20 protein-coding genes are annotated in these 17,167 nt (G+C 72.4%); 11 read left to right on the top strand and 9 right to left on the bottom strand.

Annotated features, from left to right (window positions below):
- Nucleotides 1–54: 54 nt before the first annotated feature.
- From ACFRFH_RS19155 to ACFRFH_RS19140, 4 genes are all read right to left on the bottom strand, one after another.
- Nucleotides 55–873, bottom strand: a complete 819-nt coding sequence (locus ACFRFH_RS19155) for an ABC transporter permease (protein WP_382464580.1) — start codon at nucleotides 871–873, stop codon at nucleotides 55–57.
- The gene (locus tag ACFRFH_RS19150) at nucleotides 870–1,886 is read right to left on the bottom strand and encodes an ATP-binding cassette domain-containing protein (protein WP_382464579.1); all 1,017 of its coding nucleotides are present in this window, start codon (nucleotides 1,884–1,886) and stop codon (nucleotides 870–872) included. Before ACFRFH_RS19150 ends, ACFRFH_RS19155 begins: the two co-directional genes overlap by 4 nt.
- Nucleotides 1,887–2,000: 114 nt before the next feature.
- A complete protein-coding gene (locus ACFRFH_RS19145) occupies nucleotides 2,001–2,507 on the bottom strand; it encodes a Clp protease N-terminal domain-containing protein (protein WP_382464578.1) in 507 nt (168 codons plus the stop codon).
- Entirely contained in the window at nucleotides 2,500–2,742 is a 243-nt protein-coding gene (locus ACFRFH_RS19140; protein WP_370054275.1) for a helix-turn-helix domain-containing protein, read from the bottom strand. The genes ACFRFH_RS19145 and ACFRFH_RS19140 overlap by 8 nt, the downstream gene beginning before the upstream one ends.
- 281 nt (nucleotides 2,743–3,023) lie before the next feature.
- Between ACFRFH_RS19140 and ACFRFH_RS19135 the strand changes: the two genes are divergently transcribed.
- The 4 genes from ACFRFH_RS19135 to ACFRFH_RS19120 all read left to right on the top strand — a co-directional run bounded on the left by ACFRFH_RS19135 (nucleotide 3,024) and on the right by ACFRFH_RS19120 (nucleotide 6,291).
- Nucleotides 3,024–3,194 (top strand): hypothetical protein, encoded by a 171-nt coding sequence (locus ACFRFH_RS19135; RefSeq protein WP_382458500.1) that lies wholly within the window; start codon nucleotides 3,024–3,026, stop codon nucleotides 3,192–3,194.
- Nucleotides 3,195–3,270: 76 nt separating this feature from the next.
- On the top strand, nucleotides 3,271–4,656 hold the full coding sequence (locus tag ACFRFH_RS19130; protein ID WP_382464577.1) for an L-serine ammonia-lyase: 1,386 nt from the start codon (nucleotides 3,271–3,273) through the stop codon (nucleotides 4,654–4,656).
- A 144-nt stretch (nucleotides 4,657–4,800) separates the two neighbouring features.
- The gene (locus ACFRFH_RS19125) at nucleotides 4,801–5,727 is read left to right on the top strand and encodes a sulfurtransferase (protein ID WP_382464576.1); all 927 of its coding nucleotides are present in this window, start codon (nucleotides 4,801–4,803) and stop codon (nucleotides 5,725–5,727) included.
- A gap of 75 nt (nucleotides 5,728–5,802) precedes the next feature.
- Complete coding sequence (locus tag ACFRFH_RS19120; RefSeq protein WP_382464575.1) at nucleotides 5,803–6,291, top strand: glutathione peroxidase; 489 nt, start codon at nucleotides 5,803–5,805, stop codon at nucleotides 6,289–6,291.
- A 9-nt stretch (nucleotides 6,292–6,300) separates the two neighbouring features.
- Here the strand turns inward: ACFRFH_RS19120 and ACFRFH_RS19115 are convergent, their stop codons facing one another.
- Nucleotides 6,301–6,591 carry a hypothetical protein gene (locus ACFRFH_RS19115; RefSeq protein WP_382464574.1) on the bottom strand — a complete coding sequence of 97 codons (291 nt, stop codon included), beginning with the start codon at nucleotides 6,589–6,591 and terminating at the stop codon, nucleotides 6,301–6,303.
- A gap of 72 nt (nucleotides 6,592–6,663) precedes the next feature.
- Between ACFRFH_RS19115 and ACFRFH_RS19110 the strand changes: the two genes are divergently transcribed.
- The gene (locus ACFRFH_RS19110; protein ID WP_382464573.1) at nucleotides 6,664–7,080 is read left to right on the top strand and encodes a TraR/DksA family transcriptional regulator; all 417 of its coding nucleotides are present in this window, start codon (nucleotides 6,664–6,666) and stop codon (nucleotides 7,078–7,080) included.
- Nucleotides 7,081–7,210: 130 nt separating this feature from the next.
- Here the strand turns inward: ACFRFH_RS19110 and ACFRFH_RS19105 are convergent, their stop codons facing one another.
- Complete coding sequence (locus ACFRFH_RS19105) at nucleotides 7,211–10,174, bottom strand: AAA family ATPase (RefSeq protein ID WP_382464572.1); 2,964 nt, start codon at nucleotides 10,172–10,174, stop codon at nucleotides 7,211–7,213.
- Nucleotides 10,175–10,247: 73 nt separating this feature from the next.
- Complete coding sequence (locus ACFRFH_RS19100) at nucleotides 10,248–10,538, bottom strand: hypothetical protein (RefSeq protein ID WP_382464571.1); 291 nt, start codon at nucleotides 10,536–10,538, stop codon at nucleotides 10,248–10,250.
- A gap of 174 nt (nucleotides 10,539–10,712) precedes the next feature.
- Here ACFRFH_RS19100 and ACFRFH_RS19095 point away from each other — a divergent pair, with 174 nt between their 5' ends.
- Nucleotides 10,713–11,306: an NADPH-dependent FMN reductase gene (locus ACFRFH_RS19095; protein ID WP_382464570.1), complete on the top strand. Its 594-nt coding sequence runs from the start codon at nucleotides 10,713–10,715 to the stop codon at nucleotides 11,304–11,306.
- Nucleotides 11,307–11,392: 86 nt separating this feature from the next.
- Here ACFRFH_RS19095 and ACFRFH_RS19090 read toward each other — a convergent pair whose 3' ends face one another.
- Entirely contained in the window at nucleotides 11,393–12,424 is a 1,032-nt protein-coding gene (locus ACFRFH_RS19090) for an aldo/keto reductase (RefSeq protein WP_382464569.1), read from the bottom strand.
- A gap of 48 nt (nucleotides 12,425–12,472) precedes the next feature.
- Here ACFRFH_RS19090 and ACFRFH_RS19085 point away from each other — a divergent pair, with 48 nt between their 5' ends.
- Nucleotides 12,473–12,973, top strand: coding sequence for a metallophosphoesterase family protein (locus ACFRFH_RS19085; protein WP_382464568.1), 501 nt, complete (start codon nucleotides 12,473–12,475; stop codon nucleotides 12,971–12,973).
- Here the strand turns inward: ACFRFH_RS19085 and ACFRFH_RS19080 are convergent.
- Nucleotides 12,970–14,481 carry a methyltransferase gene (locus ACFRFH_RS19080; protein ID WP_382464567.1) on the bottom strand — a complete coding sequence of 504 codons (1,512 nt, stop codon included), beginning with the start codon at nucleotides 14,479–14,481 and terminating at the stop codon, nucleotides 12,970–12,972. The genes ACFRFH_RS19085 and ACFRFH_RS19080 overlap by 4 nt on opposite strands.
- A gap of 32 nt (nucleotides 14,482–14,513) precedes the next feature.
- On the opposite strand from ACFRFH_RS19080, the gene ACFRFH_RS19075 reads away from it, so the two are divergent.
- The 4 genes from ACFRFH_RS19075 (at nucleotide 14,514) to ACFRFH_RS19060 (ending at nucleotide 17,152) form a co-directional block, all read left to right on the top strand.
- Nucleotides 14,514–14,807, top strand: coding sequence for an acylphosphatase (locus ACFRFH_RS19075; protein ID WP_382464566.1), 294 nt, complete (start codon nucleotides 14,514–14,516; stop codon nucleotides 14,805–14,807).
- A gap of 48 nt (nucleotides 14,808–14,855) precedes the next feature.
- Nucleotides 14,856–15,746 (top strand): aminotransferase class IV, encoded by an 891-nt coding sequence (locus ACFRFH_RS19070; protein WP_382464565.1) that lies wholly within the window; start codon nucleotides 14,856–14,858, stop codon nucleotides 15,744–15,746.
- Between the two features lie 442 nt (nucleotides 15,747–16,188).
- Complete coding sequence (locus tag ACFRFH_RS19065; protein WP_382464564.1) at nucleotides 16,189–16,524, top strand: hypothetical protein; 336 nt, start codon at nucleotides 16,189–16,191, stop codon at nucleotides 16,522–16,524.
- Nucleotides 16,525–16,537: 13 nt separating this feature from the next.
- The gene (locus ACFRFH_RS19060; RefSeq protein ID WP_382464563.1) at nucleotides 16,538–17,152 is read left to right on the top strand and encodes a dihydrofolate reductase family protein; all 615 of its coding nucleotides are present in this window, start codon (nucleotides 16,538–16,540) and stop codon (nucleotides 17,150–17,152) included.
- Nucleotides 17,153–17,167: the final 15 nt, after the last annotated feature.

Below are 17,167 nucleotides of genomic sequence, written 5' to 3'. Positions count from 1 at the left end.
GCCGCCGCATCCCTCTCCAGGATGCGGCGGCCGCTGTTCGTTGCCCGGAGGTCACTACGCCTTGCGCATGTACGCCCGCACGGTGAGCGGGGCGAAGACCGCGACCACGACAGCCGCGCCGAGCAGCGCGAGCCAGCCGTCCACGCCGAACGTGCCGTGGGCGGTCAGGTCGCGAACCGCGGTCACCAGGTGCGAGACGGGGTTCACATTGACGAACCACTGCAACCAGCTCGGGAGGGTCTCGACACCGACGAAAGCGTTCGAGAAGAACGTGAGCGGAAACAATACAAGGAACGAGATGCCCTGGACCGAACCCGCCGTGCGGGCGATGACGCCGAAGAAGGCGAAGATCCAGCTGATCGCCCAGGAGCAGAAGATGACCAGCAGACCGGCGAGCGCCACGAAGCCGAGACCCGCGGCGGGTCGGTAGCCGATCGCGAAGCCGACGATGAACGTGATCGTCGTGGCGATCGTGTAGCGCAGCGTGTCCGCCAGTAGCGCGCCGGACAGAGGCGCGATGCGTGCGATCGGCATGGACTTGAAGCGATCGAAGACCCCCTTGTCCATGTCCTCCCGCAACTGCACGCCCGTGACCACCGACGTCGTGATGACCGTCTGGACGAGCACTCCGGGAATGAGCGTCGGGAGGTAAGCCTGGACATTTCCGGCGATCGCACCACCGAACAGGTAGGCGAACATGATCGTGAAGATGATCGGCTGCAGCGTCACGTCGAACAGCTGCTCCGGCGTCCGCTTGATCTTCAGGAGGCCGCGGTGGGCCATCGTGACCGTGTTGGCCAGGGTCTGGCTGAGGCTGACGTGGTTCTTCAGGTTCCGCTCGGACGGCGGGGTGATGGTGGCGATGGCGGTCATGCCCGGACTCCTTCGGATGCGGCGGCGTTCTCGGTCTCGGCGGTCTCGTCTTCGGCCTTCTCGTCTTCGACTCCGTGCCCGGTGAGCGTCAGGAACACCTCGTCCAGCGTCGGCTTCTGCACCGACATCTCCTGGAGATGGATGCCCGCCTCGCGGAACGTGACGAACAGGTCGGTGACGGCATCGGCGTCGCGCATGGGCGCGGTGAGCCGGGAGCCCTCGGGGGAGACGACGGCCTCCACGCCCAGCACGGTGGCGATGGCGCGGCGGGCGTCCTCGATGTCGGCCGGGTCGGTGAGCCGGAGCTGGAGGGAGGACTCCCCCACCGACGCCTTCAGCTCGTCGGCGGTGCCCTCGGCGACCACGCGGCCGCGGTCGATCACCGCGATGCGGTCGGCAAGCTGGTCGGCCTCGTCCAGGTACTGCGTGGTGAGCAGGACCGTGGAGCCCGTGGAGACCAGGCGGCGGATGGTGTCCCACATCTGCGCGCGGGTCCGCGGGTCGAGGCCCGTTGTCGGCTCGTCGAGGAAGATCAGCGGCGGCTGCGCGATCAGGCTGGCGGCGAGGTCGAGTCGCCGGCGCATGCCGCCGGAGAACTTCTTCAGCGGGCGCTTGGCCGCGTCGGACAGCCCGAACTCCTCCAGGAGCTCTGCGGTCTTGGCCTTCGCCTCCCGGCCGCTGAGGCCGAGCAGGCGGGCGAAGATCATCAGGTTCTCGTTGGCGGACAGGGTCTCGTCGACGGAGGCGAACTGGGCGGTCACGCCGAGGAGCTGGCGGACGATCTGCTGCTCCCTGCGGATGTCGTGGCCGAAGATGAACGCGTCGCCGCCGTCCGGGCGGAGCAGGGTGGCGAGCATGGAGATGGTGGTGGTCTTCCCGGCTCCGTTGGGGCCGAGGACGCCGTAGACGGTGCCGGCGCGGACGTTCAGGTCGACGCCGTCGACCGCCCGGTTGTCGCCGAAGACCTTGACGAGCCCGTGGGCCTCGACGGCCCACTCGGTGCTGCGAGTCATGGTGGTCCTTCCTGGTGAGGTGGATGAGTCGATGCTCGCGGAGGGCGCTTACGGGGCGCTTACAGGCGCGCGGGGGCCGTGTAAGCGGGCGATAGGGATGGGGCGGCCGAAACGTCAGGCCACGCTCCGCAGCGCCGCGACGACCGCGGGCCGGTCGACGCCGGCCAGGATCAGTGCGCGCGGCACGGTGCCGAGCTCGAGTCCGAAGATCGCGGTGACGAGGTCGGCCTCCGCCGAGCGCTGGCGGCGATGCGCCGACGCGACGCGGTGGGCGCGGGTGAGCGCCTCCTTGGCCGACGCGCCCCAGCGCGGGCGGGCGACGCGGGGAGACGCGATGAGCCGCTCCTCCGGAGGCGGGGTGACGCCGGCCACGCGGAGGCTGGTCTCGCGTTCGGCGAGCAGTGCGGCCTCCAGGCCGGCGGGGTCGAGTCCGGCGGACGCGAGCACGTCGCGGACCGCGCCGCTGCCGTCGCGGGAGAGCGCGAGCAGCAGGTGCTCGGCCTCCACGAGGGTGGCGTTGCGGCGCTGAGCCTCGGTGACCGAGGCGATCACCACCGAGCGCAGGGCTTTGGAGAGCGGCTGGCCGGGGGCGTTGTTGGCGGTTCCGGGGATGTCAGACATTTCGTCTCCTGAGGGCTACGCCTGCGGCGGCGACGCGGCGCAGGTGCTTCTTGTGCACGGCCTGGCGGGTGACGCCGAGCGCGTCGGCGATCTGGGTCCAGCTCCAGCCGTCGCGGAGGGCGTGCTCGACCTCCGCGTCTTCGAGTCGGTCGGCGAGCTCACGGAGGGCGACGACGGCGGCGAGGCCGTCGGCGACCCCGCCGAGCGGGTCCGGAGCCGGGATGGGAGGGTTCATGAGAGCAACTTTAGTTGCTTATTCCGATTTGTCAACTTTGGTTGCGTAGCGAACGGAGGAGATCCGCGTCGCTACACCGTCCCACAGCAGGGAACGGAGGAGATCCGGCCGGATCGGGGCCGGGCATCCTCCGCTGGCGCCTGGCGGGCGGCGACCCTGCGGTGTGGGTAACGGAGGAGATTGTGGCGGAAAGGCGCCGGAACTCCTCCGGAAGCGGTCATCCGGCAGCCGCGGCGGGCGGAAGTCCTCCGTTCGCCGCGCGCGGGCGTAGGGTGACCGGCATGGACATCGGCGTCGGAACGACCGTCTGGCTCGGGGACCGCCCGGGCGTCGTGGTGGAGGGACCGGACGAGGGAGGTCAGTTCCTCATCGAGTACACGCCCGTCGAGGGCGGTCTGGACACCACCTGGTGCCCGCCGGGTGACGCGCGGGTGAAGGTTCGCGAAACCTGAGTTCTGCGCGGGATTTCTGCGCCGATGCGCAGCCTCACGCGGGAATCCCCCACAATCCGCGACGTACACTGGAGAAGTGACTGCGTACGTCTCCGCCTTCGACCTGTTCTCGATCGGCATCGGGCCCTCGAGCTCGCACACCGTCGGACCCTTGCGGGCGGCGAAGGCGTTCGCCGACCGCCTCGTCGCCGACGGGCTCGTGGAGCACGTCGACCAGGTCACCTGCACTCTGTACGGCTCCCTCGGCTCGACCGGGATCGGGCACGGCACGCCGGACGCGGTCGTCGCCGGCCTCCGCGGCAACGAGCCGGAGAACTGCCAGCCCGACGACGTCCGCGGCGCCTGGTCCGGGATCGGCGACGGCACGACGCTGCGCCTCGCGGGCGTGCGGGACATCCCGCTCAGCAAGGGCGACATCGACTTCGAGCCGCGGACGCGCCTCCCCGGCCACCCCAACGCGCTCACCCTGCGCGCCTGGGGCAGCAGCGCCGACGGCACGCGCGAGCCGCTCCCCCTCCTGGAGGAGACCTACTACTCGATCGGCGGCGGCTTCATCCGCCGCGACGGCGAGGAGGCCGAGCTCGCCGCGCGCGCGTCGCACCCGCTGCCGTACGACTCGGCCGCGGAGCTGCTCGCGATCTGCGCGCGGCTCGACATCCCGATCTGCGAGGTCGCCCGACGCAACGAGATCGCCCTGCACGGCGAGAACGCCACCGACGCGCGACTCGACCTGATCTGGGAGGCGATGGCCGAGTGCGTCGCGCGCGGGCTGGCCGGCGACGGGACCCTCCCCGGCGGGCTCGGCGTCAAGCGTCGTGCCGCCGCGATGCGCGAGCACCTGGAGAGCGTCGAGGACGACCCGGGGCGCGCGACGTCGCTGGAGTGGCTGCACGCTTTCGCGCTGGCCGTGAACGAGGAGAACGCCTCGGGAGGCCGCGTCGTCACCGCGCCGACGAACGGCGCCGCGGGGATCGTGCCGGCGGTGGCGCACTACTACCTGCGCTTCGTGCCGGGCGCGACGCTCGACGGCATCCGCAAATACCTGCTGACCGCGACCGCGATCGGCTCGCTGTTCAAGGCGAACGCCTCCATCTCGGGCGCCGAGGGCGGCTGCCAGGCGGAGGTCGGCTCGGCGTGCGCGATGGCCGCCGGTGCGCTCTGCGCGGTACTCGGCGGCACGCCGACCCAGGTCGAGAACGCGGCCGAGATCGCGATGGAGCATCACCTCGGCCTCACCTGCGACCCGGTCGGCGGCCTCGTGCAGATCCCGTGCATCGAACGGAACGCGATCGCGTCCTCCACCGCCGTCTCCGCCGCCCGCCTCGCCCTGCACGGCGACGGCTCGCACCTGGTCTCGCTGGACACGGTGATCGAGACGATGCGCCAGACCGGCCTGGACATGTCGACCAAGTACAAGGAGACCAGCGAGGGCGGCCTGGCGGTCAACGTCATCGAGTGCTGAGGCGCACATTACAGACGGTTGCGCGTCCCGTAGTCGACGTCAAACGACTGCGCTGCCCGCCACCGAACCAGCGCCCGCCACGCGCATTACGCACGGTTGCGCGTCCCGTAGTCAGCGTCGGGGGCCGCCGTTAGCGTGGTGCGCATGACTCTCACGACCGCGCAATCCGGCGAGCCGACCGTCCCCGATCCCGATAGCCTCGGCGAGGACCGGGGCGCCGCGGTCGGCGCCGCGCTGGCTGGGCCGCTGGTGTCGACGCAGTGGCTGTGCGACCATCTCGGGTCGGACGGGCTCCTCGTGGTCGACGCGTCGGTCGTCGCGGTCAGCGGCGCCGACGGGCGTACGGAGTACGTGAGCGGGATCGGGCGGCACGGCGAGGGCCACGTCCCGGGTGCGGTGTTCGCCGACCTGCTCGAGCGGTTCAGCGATCCGGCCGGGCCGTTCCCGTTCACGCGCCCGGGCGCGGAGGCGTTCGCCGCGGCCGCGGCGGCGCTGGGCGTGGACGCCGACACCACCACCGTCGTCGTCTACGACGGCGCGGTCGGGCAGTGGGCCGCGCGGCTGTGGTGGCTGTTCCGCTCGTTCGGGCACGACCGCGTCGCGGTGCTCGACGGCGGCGTGACCAAATGGCGGGAGGAGGGCCGGCCGCTGGAGTCGGGGCCCGTCGCGCCCGAGCCGGCCGGCCGGTTCGGCGCCGCCGAGCTGCCGGGGTTCTGGAGCGACCGTGGTGACGTGGAGGCGCTCCTCGCCGGCGACCGGACCGGGACGCTGGTCTGCGGCACCCCGCCGAAGGATTTCGCCGCCCGGCACATCCCGGGCAGCGTGAGCGCGCCGGCCCTGCGGCTCGTCGACCGCGCGACCAACGCGTTCCTGCCGGCCGCGGGACTGCGCGACCTCTTCGCCGACGTGCTCGCCTCCCCCGACCCGATCGTCGCGTACTGCGGCGGCGGGATCGCGGCGGCGGCCGACGCCCTCGCACTGGCGCTGCTCGGCCGGGACGACGTGACCGTCTACGACGGGTCGCTGAACGAGTGGGCGTCCGATCCGGCGGCGCCGCTCGCGAGCGCCTGAGTCGCGGCGCGCCGCGTTCCTGGGTCTTCGCCTCAACCGCGCATACACTCCCGTATCGGGAAGTAGGCTCGAAGCATGACCCTGATGGATATCCCGTTCCACACCATCGATGGAGCTCCGACCAGCCTCGCCGCCTTCTCGGGCAAGGTCATCCTCGTCGTCAACGTCGCCTCCCGCTGCGGCCTCAGCCCGCAGTACGAGAAGCTGGAGCAGCTGCAGGAGACCTACGGCGACCGCGGCTTCACCGTGCTCGGCTTCCCGAGCAACCAGTTCCTCCAGGAGCTCAGCTCGACCGAGGCGATCAAGGAGTACTGCTCCACGACGTGGGGCGTCACGTTCCCGATGATGGAGAAGGTTCGGCTGAACGGCCGCAACGCGCACCCGCTCTACACCGAGCTGACCACGCACCCGGACATCGACGGCAAGGCCGGCAAGGTGAAGTGGAACTTCGAGAAGTTCGTCATCACGCCGGAGGGCGCTGTGCACCGGTTCCGGCCGCAGCTGGAGCCGGACGACCCGCGGATCGTCGGGCTCATCGAGGCGTCGCTGCCGGCGACGGTCTGAGCCGCCAGGTCACGCCCGGCGGAACCAGCGGCCGCCGACGCGCTCGGTGAGCCGCCAGTCGCCGGTGTCCGCGAGCGAGCCGAGGACGGCGACCGCGTGCTGGGCGATGCGAAGCGCGTCGTGGGCGCCGTCCGCGGTGAAACGCACGGTGATCCGCGCCTCCCGGCTGACGACGTCGACGCTCGACGCCTCGACGGTCGTCAGCTCGGCCACCGCGGCGGCGGCAGCGGGCTCGATGTCGGTCGGGGCGACGTCGGGCCGCAGGAGGCCGACGGGGATGATCACACGAAACGAAGGCACGCGCCGAGCCTACGTCGGATACGAAAACCCCGGCGTACGCTGACCGGCGGGGAATCGGAAGGGGGTGCGCAGATGCACACCGGATCACCGGACACACGAGAGCTCTACATCGTCCAGGACGTCGGACTGACCATCGACGAGCTGGAGGGGTTCGACAGGATGCTGGACGAGCGACGCCGTGGGGGCGTCGCGGAGTCGCAACGGGTCGCGGAGGCGCTGGGCTCACTGCTGTCGTCGCGGTCGGAGTCGACCGCCGACGACGAGCACGACCCGGAGGGCCCGACGCTGAGCTCGGAGTGGAGCAGGCTGCACGCCCTCCGCTCGGAGATCGCGGCGGACATTTCGGACGTGGACGCGGCTCGCGAGCGCGTCCGGCTGGGACGCTACGGGATGTGCGCGTCGTGCGGGCGCGCGATCGGCGTGCCGCGGCTGGAGGCCCGGCCGACGACCGAGCTGTGCATCGTGTGCGCGGTCGCCGCCGAGCGCTGAGCGCGCGTCGCAGGCCGCCGAGGGGCACGTTGTTGTCACTTTTCGCGTGCGAAAGTGACAACGACGTGCCCTTCGTGGATGGCGTTCGCGCGCGGAGGGCGAAGGGGATCCGCGCGAGTACGGCTGCAGGCTAGCGGGCGGCGTGCGCGCGGTACACGGCTTCGGTGCGGCTGGCGGCGCCGACCTTGCGGAGGATGCTCGAGACGTGGACGCTCGCGGTCTTGGCCGAGATGAAGAGCACCTCGCCGATCTGCTTGTTGCTCAGGCCCTGCTCGATGAGGGCCAGGACCTGCTCCTCGCGTTCCGTGAGCGGGGCGCCGGGGCCGGCCGGGCCGCCGGCCGCGCGGGCGCCGCGCGACGAGATCAGGGCCACCGCGGACTCGACGAGGAGTCCGAAGCCCGAGCGAGCGGCCTCGTCGCGTCCGGCGATGGCCAGGCGTTCCGCGGCAGGGCGGTCTCCCGCGGCGCGGGCGACCCGCGCGGCGCGCACGAGCGCGTAAGGACGCAGGTGCGCGGGGGCGAGCGGCGACGCGGTCGCCTCGATGGCGCCCTCCCAGGCTGCCCGGGCACCATCGAAACGCTCGGCGGCGGACAGGTCCGACCCCGTCTCGTCCAATGCCGCGGCCAGCGCGGTCGCGAGCTCGGCCCGGATCACCGGGCCCCACGCGACAGCGGTCGGCCAGTCCTCGATGGCGGCGAGCGCGGCCTCGAGACGAGCGGCCTCCTCGGCCACGTCGACCGGGGTGTCGCGCTCGGCGCGCTCCTGTGCTGAGCGGAACGCCACATCCGCCAGGGCGCGCGCTGCTGCGGCGAGCACCGGGAGGTCGTAGGCGGGCAGCGGGCGGTGGGTCGACGCGCGCACCGGCGCGGTGTGCTCCCAGGCGTCGAACGCGTCGCCGCGTGCGATCGCGACCTCGGCGGCGAGTCGGGCGACGCCGAGCTCGGACTGGACCTCGAGTTCGCCGAGCGTGCGCAGGCCGCTGTGCCAGCGGCGCAGCAGGGTCTCCGTCGTCTCGAGGTCGCCGCGCCACAGCGTGATCCACAGCTTCATGCGCTGCAGGTGCGCGCGGAAGGTCGGCGGCGGGTCGAGGGCGAGCGCCGGCTCGAGCAGCGACTCGGCCCGGTCGAGCTCGCCGAGCGCCAGCAGCGGCTCGACGGTGTTGGAGGACAGGATGACGCCGGTGGAGCGCTCGACGCCCCGGGCGCGGGCCTCGCGGACGCCCACCTCGGCGAGCCGCACTGCCTCGGCGTAGTGGCCGAGGTTGTTCATCGCGTCGGACGCGTTGACCGCGTAGCGCAGCTCGGCCGAGGAGTCGTGCTCGGCGAGCCGCCCCGCCTCGTCCAGCTCCGCCAGCCCGCGCTCCACGGCGCCCTGCGACACCAGGGAGCTGCCGAGGATGTTGTGCGCGACCGAGCGCAGCGCGGGCGACCCGTCGCCGGCCTCCTGGATCGCCTGCGTCGCGACGGTCACGGCGTCGTCGAACCGGGCCGCGAGCATGTACCGGGCGGCCAGCTCGGCGAGCAGCTGGAGGCGGAGGCCGTCGCCCTCCGGCAGCGTGCCGGGCGGCACGACGTCGAGCGCGCTCTGCAGCAGCTCCTGGACGCCCATGCGGTTGAGGTTCTGGAGGTACTGCGCCTTGTCGCGCAGCAGTCGCGCCTGCCGGGCGGGAGGAAGACCCTCCGCCGTCTCGAGCGCCATGTTGATGAGGGCGAGCGCGCGCTCGTTGTCGCCCGCGTTGCGCAGCGCCGACGCGGTGCGGGACAGCAGCTCCGTGCGGCCTCCGCCCTTCATCCACTGCGCGCTCAGCTCGTCGGCGTCCGGCACGCTGTCCCACAGCTCCAGGGCGCGGTCGCCCAGCGCCGCGGCCGTCATGTAGGCGTAGGACATCCGCGCCTCGCTCATGGCCTCCAGCGACGCGATGAACGCGCGTCGCAGGTCGTGCGCGGCGAGCCAGTGCGTGGAGAGCTGGGCCGCCGAGCGCTGCGGGCTGGCCTCCAGCGCCTCGGCGAACCGCATGTGGAACCGGCCGCGCTCCCCCGGCAGCAGGTCGGCATGGATCGCCTCGCGCACGAGCGCATGCCGGAAGGTGTACTCGGTGGAGTCGGCCACCAGGACGTTGGCGACCACGGCCTCCCGCGCCGCCGCGTCGAGCTGGTCCGGCGTGCCGTCGTAGACCGCGCTGAGCAGCTCGTGGTCGACGCAGGACCCGCCCGCCGAGACCAGGCGGAGCAGCCGCTGGGCGGGGTCGCTGAGCTTCTCGAACCGGGCGAGCAGCAGCTCACGCAGTGTCTCCGGCAGGTCTTCGCCGGTCGTGAGCCCGTCGATGCCGATCAGCTCCTCGACGAAGAACGGGACGCCCTCGCTCATCATGTAGACGCGGTCGACCGTCGCGGCGTCGGGCTCATAGCCGAGCAGGCGTTCGATGAGCGCCTCCACCTGGGCGCGGCCGAGCCGGGCGAGCTCCCAGCGCGTGACGCGGCGGGTGCGCTCCAGCTCGGCGAGGTAGGCGCGCAGCGGGTGGCCGCGCGTGATCTCGTCGGTGCGATAGCTCAGCAGGACGAGGATGTGCCCGCGCTCGGCCATCCGGACGATGAACCGGAGCAGTTCGAGCGTCGCGGTGTCGGCCCAGTGCAGGTCCTCCACCGCCAGGACGAGCGGACGGTCGGCGGACACCGTCTCGAACAGCACCGTGACGAGCTCGTACAGCCGCTCGGCCCCGGTGCGCGCCGGCACCGCGGAGTCGTCGGCCAGCTCCGGCAGCAGCACGGAGAGGGCGCCGGCGCCGTGGCCGGCGGCCTCCAGCACCGCGTCGAGCCCGCGCAGCTCGATGAGCCGGCGCAGGATGGCTGCGAACGGCGCGTACGGAGCCCCGTCGTTGCCGAGGTCGACGCACCGGCCGAGCAGCACCGTGGCGGACCCCTCGGCCTCCGCCAGGAACTCGGAGAGCAGCCGCGACTTGCCGATGCCCGCCTCCCCGCCGATCACGACCGCGCGCAGACCACCGTCGCGACGAACCCCGTCGAGCTCCTCGCGCAGCGCCTCGAGATCGGACTCGCGCCCGATCATCGTGGGGCTGGAGGCCGGTGATCGCATGGCCTCATCGTGCCATGGACCACCGACATCCGGACCCCCGCTCTGCCACGCTTCGCCCACGGCAGAACGGTGGTCAGCGCCCGGCGTGGGCGAGCTCCCGCCGCTCCTCGCGCGCGGCCTCTGGAGCCGCCCCTGCGGCGAGCGCAGCAGCCTCGGAGCCGGTCGCAGGCGGCGCCGTGACCGGCGCGGCCGCGGCCTCCTGGACCGCCGGCGCCGCGTGCCGCGCCCGGCGTCCGGACGCCCGCTCCGCTCTGCGCTCCACCCGCTCCTCGCGGATGCGGCGCAGCAGCTCCCGGTCGCGCTCGGCCCGCTGGGCATCCCCCGCGTACACCCTCGCGGCCACGAACTCCTCGGACAGCATCATGATCCCCACACCCTTCGTCGAACTGCTTTCTTCGATGACCCCACCCTCGTCGCTAAGGACCCCCTCCCACATCGGGAAGATGCCCTATTCCGGCGTGCCTAGGACTCAGATGGAGGCACGGACGGCTCAGGTGCAGGACTCGACACCGTGCGGGGCCGGGGGCAAGCTGGCGGCATGGCAACGGTCAACGAGCTCCAACCGCCTTACCGGGTCGGCTACATCGTCGGCAGCATCTCGTCGGGGTCCATCAACCGCAGGCTGTCGACGGCGCTCCTGAAGCTGGCGCCGGAGGAGCTGGTCTTCACCGATATCGGGATCGGCGACCTGCCGCTCTACAGCCGCGACTACGACGGGGACTTCCCGGAGGTCGTCCGCGACTTCAAGGCGGCGATCGCGGCGCAGCAGGCGCTGCTGTTCATCACGCCCGAGTACAACCGCTCCATCCCCGGCGCGCTGAAGAACGCGATCGACTGGGCGAGCCGGCCGCACGGCGAGAACGTGATCGCGCGCAAGGCCACGGCCGTGATCGGGGCGTCCACCGGCCCGATCGGCACCGCGGTGGCGCAGCAGCAGCTCCGCAGTGTGCTGAGCTTCCTGCAGGCGCCGCAGATGAACGCGCCGGAGGCCTACATCCAGCTCAAGCCCGGGCTGATCGAGGACGACGGGACGGTCACGAACGAGGCGACGGAGGCGTTGCTCCGCCGCTTCATGGTGTCGTTCTTCGAGTACATCGAGCGGGTGCTGACGGTCGTCCCGGGCCCGCGCTAAGTGACGCAGAGGGGACGCGACACGCCGTCAGCGAAGGAGATGGCGGCGTGTTGCGACCCCTCGATGCTCGTCGGGCGCGAGCCGGCTCAGCGCCCGCCTTCGCGCCTGCGGTGCCGCTGCGCGACCGCCTGCGGCCCGTACGGGTACACCTCGGTGCGCGGCGCGCTCGCGTCGTCGAGCCGGTAGAGGTGGTCGTCGCTCAGCTCCAGGTCGCCCGCCGCGAGGTTGTCGGAGAGCTGCTCCAGCGTGCGGGCACCGAGGATCACACTGGAGACCGCCGGCCGGTCGACCAGCCAGGCGAGCGCCACCTGCGACATGCTCGCACCGGTCTCCTCGGCGACGGACTGCACCGCGTCGATGACCTCCCAGGTGTGCGCGTCGGCGTTGCGGGCGTCGAAGGCCTCCATCCCGCGCTTCGGGTTCTCGCCGAGCCGCGTCGCACCTGTGGGCGCCTCGTCGCGACGGTACTTGCCGCTCAGCCAGCCGCCGGCCAGCGGCGACCACGGCAGCAGGCCGATCCCGGAGTCCAGTGCGGCCGGGACGACCTCGTGCTCGATGCCACGCACCAGCAGGCTGTACTGCGGCTGCAGCGTGACCGGCGCGACGAAGCCGTAGGCGTCCGCGACGGCGACCGCCTTGGTGAGCTGCCAGCCGAGGTAGTTCGAGAAGCCGTAGTAGCCGATCTTGCCCGCGGTCACCGCGTCGTCCAGGAAGCGCAGCGTCTCCTCCAGCGGGGTGAGGTAGTCCCAGGCGTGCATCTGGTAGAGGTCGATGTGGTCGACGTCGAGCCGGCGCAGCGAGTCGTCCAGCGCCTTGCGCAGGTGGGTGCGCGACAGGCCGAGGTCGTTGGAGCCCGGCCCCATCGGGAAGCGCGCCTTGGTCGCGATGACGAGCCGGTCGCGGGCGCCGTGCTTACGGGACAGCCAGCGGCCGATGATCGACTCCGACGTCCCCGCGCTGTACACGTCGGCGGTGTCGATGAGGGTGCCGCCGGCGTCGACGAAGCGATCCAGGATGGCGTGCGAGGTCGGCTCGTCGGCCTCCGCGCCGAACGTCATCGTGCCGAGGGCGAAGGCGGACACGATGGTTCCGCTGTTTCCGAGGGTCCTGAGGTCCATGCCCCAGACGCTAGCCTCGCCGCGCCGAATCGCCTACCGTTTGCCGACGTGAAGCTTCTGATGCTGTCCGACACCCACATCCCCCTCCGGGCGAAGACGCTGCCGCCGCAGGTGCTGGCCGCGGTGGAGGCGGCGGACGTCGTCCTGCACGCGGGCGACTGGGTGGACGAGGCGACACTCGACCTGCTGGAGGAGCGGTCGCGGCGGCTGATCGGGGTGTGGGGCAACAACGACGGCCCCGGCCTGCGCCGCCGGCTGCCGGAGATCGCGCGGTTCGAGCTGGGCGGTCTGCAGTTCGCGATGGTCCACGAGACCGGGCAGGCGAAGGGACGCGAGAAGCGCTGCGAGCGCGACTTCCCCGACACGGACGTGCTGGTGTTCGGGCACTCGCACATCCCGTGGGACACGGTCGCGCCGGGAGGGCTGCGGCTGCTGAACCCGGGCTCCCCCACCGACCGCCGCCGCCAGCCGGCGTGCACGTACCTGACCGCGACCGTCGCCGACGCGCGCCTCACCGACGTGTGTCTGGTCGCCCTTCCGCCGCGCTAGGCCGGGAGCAGGAGCAGCCCGTCCGTGACGAGCGCGCGCACGGTCGGGAGGAGGTCGGCGCGCAGGGCGTCCTCGTCCACCTCCAGGAGCTGGGCGAGCGCGCCGACGATCGCGGCCACGCTCAGCTCGCCGTCGCACGCGCCGACCAGCGCCGCCAGTCCGGTGTCCGCCCCGACCACGCGCCCGAAACCGCCGCCCTGGCGCAGCAGGATGGCCGAGGGCGCATCGGCTCCCGGCCAGAGGTGCCGTTCCTCGGTCACGTCGCCCGCGACCGTGAGCAGCAGAGCGCCGAAGGCGGCGTCGTCCAGCGCGGACTGCGCGTCGTGCGCCGCCAGGCATTCGCCGAGGTGGATGCCGAGCCCGGCCTGGTTCGCGCCGATGGCCCCGTGCAGGCGCTCGAACCGGCGCAGGGTCGGCACGCCCTCCGCCCGCCGCAGCAGCACGTAGCCGAAGCCGACCTCCCGGACCCCGCGCGCCTCGAAGTCGTCCAGCCAGGCGCCCAGCAGCGTGTCGAACGTCGTTCCCGGCCGGGTGCCGCCGTCGCGGATCCAGGTCTCGGCGTACTGGGCAGCGTCCTCGGTGTCGCGCTCGATCACCCAGGCGTCGAGCGGGTGCGCGGAGGCGTCCACCCAGCCGCGGACGCGCTCCAGGGCGTCCGCCGTGCCGTGGTACTCCCAGTTGCCGAGCAGCTGCGCCACCCCGCCCGGGTTGAGGTGATCGCCGCAGCCGGCGACGAACTCCGCGACCAGGCTGTCGCCGACCATCCCGCCGTCGCGGTACTCGTAGGCGGGGACGCCGTCGGTGCGCGGCGTGATGACGAACGGCGGGTTGGAGACGATGTGGTCGAAGACCTCCCCCGCCACCGGCTCGAACATGCTCCCGAGCCGGAACTCGATGCCGTCGATCCCGTTCAGCTCGGCGTTGAGCGCGGCGAGCCGGAGTGCGCGCTCGGAGATGTCCGTCGCCACGACGCGCTCGGCGTGCCGGGCGGCGTGCAGGGCCTGGATGCCGCAGCCGGTGCCGAGGTCGAGCGCCGAACGCACCGGGCGCTGGAGCATGAGGCCGCTGAGCGTCATGGACGCGCCGCCGACGCCGAGGACGTGGTCCTCGGGAAGGGCGCCGCCCAGCGCGAGCTCGCCGAGGTCGGAGACGATCCACCACTCGGCGGGGCCGACGGCGTCCACGAACGCGTACGGGCGGAGGTCGACGGCGGGGGCGATCACGTCGGAGGCGTCGGCGCGGATGAGCCCCAACTCCGCCGCACCGTCCAGCCCCAGCGCGGGAAGGGCCGCGGCAGCCGCCTCCCGGCTCACGGAACGGCCGAGCACGAACAGCGCGGCGAGCGTCGCCAGCGGTCCGGCGTCGCGCCGCGCGAGCGCCCGCTCGGCCGGGACCCGCTGCCCGCGGTGCAGCGCCTCCGCGGCCTCCTCGCCCCAGAGCGCGGTCAGGCCGTCGACGGTGAACCCGGCGGCGGCGAGGTCGGAGCGGAGGGCGGCGATGGAGGTCACACTCCCATTCAATCAGGGCCAGAATGGGCGGCGTGAGCCAGGAACAGACGACGATCCGCAAGCGGGCGATCGTGACCGGGATGGTGCAGGGCGTCGGCTACCGCTGGAGCGCCCGCGAGGAGGCGCACCGGCTGGGCGTGACCGGCTGGGCCCGCAACCGCTCCGACGGCAGCGTGGAGGTCGAGGTGGAGGGGGACGCCGCGAGCGTCGGCCGGATGCTCGACTGGCTGCGCGCCGGGCCGCCCGGGAGCGCGGTGGACGACGTGCGGGTGACGGAGGCCGCGCCGGACGGCGACGACGCGTTCCGCATCCGGCAGACGGACTGAGGAGTCGGCACCCCTGACTTCTGGCCCGCACCCGGGCACAATAGGCACATGACCCGCGCGACGCTGCTGACCATCACCGTGCCGACCGGAGAGCCCACCACCGGCGACCCCGGCTTCGCCCTCGCCGACTACGACGCCGCCCAGGTGCGGATCACCGACCTCGGCATCACCCGCGGCGACGGCGTCTTCGAGACCATCGCCGTCATCGACGGCCACCCGCAGGCGCTCGGACCCCACCTCATGCGGCTCGCGCACTCCGCCGAGCTCCTCGACCTCCCGGTGCCCGCCGAGCACGTCTGGCACGAGGCCGTGCTCGCCGGCGTCGCGGACTACCAGTCGCGCAACGGCGCGGGCGGCGAGCTGTTCGCCAAGCTGATCTACACGCGCGGCGTGGAGGGGACCGGCCGGCCCAGCGGCTGGATCTTCGTGGACCAGGGCGAGGACTTCACGCAGCAGCGCCTCGGCCTCAAGGTCGTCACGCTCGACCGCGGCCTCCGGCACGACGTGGCGGAGACCTCCCCGTGGCTGCTCGCCGGCGCCAAGAGCCTCTCGTACGCCGTGAACCGCGCGGCCCAGCGGGAGGCTGCCCGCCGCGGCGCGGACGACGTGATCTTCATCAGCTCGGACGGCTACGCGCTGGAGGGGCCGACCTCCAACGTGATCGTGCTCGCCGACGGCGTCATCCGCACGCCTCAGACCGACCAGGGCATCCTCGCCGGCACGACGCAGGCCGCGGTGTTCGCGTTCTTCGCCGAACGCGGCTACCCGACCGAGTACCGCCACATCACCGCAGAGGAGCTGGCGGCGGCCGACGCCCTGTGGCTGGTCTCCAGCGTCCGCCAGGCCGGCCCGATCACCCACCTCGACGGCCGGGAGTACCCCGTCGACGCCGCCCTCACCGCCGACCTCAACCGCTATCTACTCTCCCGCACCCACTAAGCCCGCCCGCCGCCCGCACCCCCCGAGCCGGCCCGTGCCGTCCCCCACCCACTGAGCCGGGCCTCGCGTCTGCAACGGAGGAGTCCCGGGCATGGGATGCCCGGGACTCCTCCGTTGACCGACATGCCCCGGCGTGTCGGCCCCCATATCCTCCGTTACCCGCGCCACGGCGCGGACGTTGGCAACGGAGGAGATCCGGGGTGACACGCCGAGCCGGGTCAGTTTGCGGAGGAAATCGCAGGGGCTGGGGGTGGGATGTCCTCCGTTGGCTGCGGTGCTGGGTCGGGCGGGCCGTTGGGGGTGGGGGCGGTCGGGAGGTGTTCACCCGGGCGTGGACTATCCGTTACACGCCGATTTCGCGGTGCTCGCGTTCGCCGTTTAGGCTGTGTGGCACCGTACCGGCGACGACGCCGGGACCACCGCCAGGGGAAGGGAGGTCGACGTGGACGAGCAGGTCCCGAGCAGCATCGAAGTGCTGCGCCAGCAGGCGCGCGACGAGCTCTCCGCCATCATCGAGCACCGCTGCCGCGCCGGCGAGGACCCCTGGCACTTCATCCCCGACCTGCCCAGCGTCGACGAGCAGGTGGTCATCGCGCTGCGCGCGGGAGCGATCGACGAGTTCGACCTCGCCGAGGAGCAGTCGCGGGCGCACCATCCCGCCGCCGGCCGCGACACGTACACGCGCTTCGAGTACGGCGTGCTGCGCCGGATCGCCCTGGAGCACCCCGAACTGAGCGAAGCGGTCTGGGGGATGCTCGACAAGGTCGAGCGCGCGTAGTAGACCAGGCGGCATGGGGATCGTCACTGCCGATATCGCTGTCTCGCTCGACGGGTTCGCCGCCGGGCCCAACCAGTCGCTGGAGAACCCGCTCGGCGAGCGCGGGGTGGAGCGACTGCACACCTGGATGTTCGAGTACCGCGATGCGCACGTCGAGGAGATCGCCGCGATCACCGCGGCGGGCGCCTACGTGATGGGCCGCAACATGTTCGGCCCGGTGCGCGGCGACTGGCCCGCCGAGGGCGACACGTTCGGAGACTGGCGCGGCTGGTGGGGCGACGATCCGCCGTACCACGCGCCGGTGTTCGTGCTGACGCACTACGAGCACGCGCCGATCCCGATGGAGGGCGGGACGACATTCGAGTTCGTCACCGACGGCATCCACGCGGCGACCGACCTGGCGCGAGAGGCTGCCGGGGAGGCCGATGTCGCGATCGCGGGCGGCGCCGAGACGCTCAACCAGGCGCTCTGGGCGGGCATCGTGGACGAGCTGCGGCTGCACGTCGTCCCGATCACGCTCGGCGCGGGCGAGCGGGTCTTCGACCGGGTGCCCTCCCTGCAGTTGGAGCTGCTGCGGTCGCGGGTGACGCCGGAGGTCGCGCACCTGACGTACCGGGTCGTGCGCTGACGCTGTGTGGTGCGC

The organism is Leifsonia sp. NPDC056824 (assembly GCF_042789575.1).
Lineage (GTDB): Bacteria > Actinomycetota > Actinomycetes > Actinomycetales > Microbacteriaceae > Leifsonia.
Note: the sequence above shows the minus strand (reverse complement) of the source record. Positions and strands in the feature narration are given on the sequence as shown.

Bases quoted from the DNA above. Each gene is read 5' to 3' on its own strand.
- ACFRFH_RS19105 (WP_382464572.1), bottom strand. From the start codon at position 10,174: ATGCGATCACCGGCCTCCAGCCCCACGATGATCGGGCGCGAGTCCGAT.
- ACFRFH_RS19150 (WP_382464579.1), bottom strand. From the start codon at position 1,886: ATGACTCGCAGCACCGAGTGGGCCGTCGAGGCCCACGGGCTCGTCAAG.
- ACFRFH_RS19100 (WP_382464571.1), bottom strand. From the start codon at position 10,538: ATGATGCTGTCCGAGGAGTTCGTGGCCGCGAGGGTGTACGCGGGGGAT.
- ACFRFH_RS19145 (WP_382464578.1), bottom strand. From the start codon at position 2,507: ATGTCTGACATCCCCGGAACCGCCAACAACGCCCCCGGCCAGCCGCTC.
- ACFRFH_RS19060 (WP_382464563.1), top strand. From the start codon at position 16,538: ATGGGGATCGTCACTGCCGATATCGCTGTCTCGCTCGACGGGTTCGCC.
- ACFRFH_RS19155 (WP_382464580.1), bottom strand. From the start codon at position 873: ATGACCGCCATCGCCACCATCACCCCGCCGTCCGAGCGGAACCTGAAG.
- ACFRFH_RS19125 (WP_382464576.1), top strand. From the start codon at position 4,801: ATGACTCTCACGACCGCGCAATCCGGCGAGCCGACCGTCCCCGATCCC.
- ACFRFH_RS19140 (WP_370054275.1), bottom strand. From the start codon at position 2,742: ATGAACCCTCCCATCCCGGCTCCGGACCCGCTCGGCGGGGTCGCCGAC.
- ACFRFH_RS19120 (WP_382464575.1), top strand. From the start codon at position 5,803: ATGACCCTGATGGATATCCCGTTCCACACCATCGATGGAGCTCCGACC.
- ACFRFH_RS19090 (WP_382464569.1), bottom strand. From the start codon at position 12,424: ATGGACCTCAGGACCCTCGGAAACAGCGGAACCATCGTGTCCGCCTTC.
- ACFRFH_RS19070 (WP_382464565.1), top strand. From the start codon at position 14,856: ATGACCCGCGCGACGCTGCTGACCATCACCGTGCCGACCGGAGAGCCC.
- ACFRFH_RS19110 (WP_382464573.1), top strand. From the start codon at position 6,664: ATGCACACCGGATCACCGGACACACGAGAGCTCTACATCGTCCAGGAC.
- ACFRFH_RS19095 (WP_382464570.1), top strand. From the start codon at position 10,713: ATGGCAACGGTCAACGAGCTCCAACCGCCTTACCGGGTCGGCTACATC.
- ACFRFH_RS19135 (WP_382458500.1), top strand. From the start codon at position 3,024: ATGGACATCGGCGTCGGAACGACCGTCTGGCTCGGGGACCGCCCGGGC.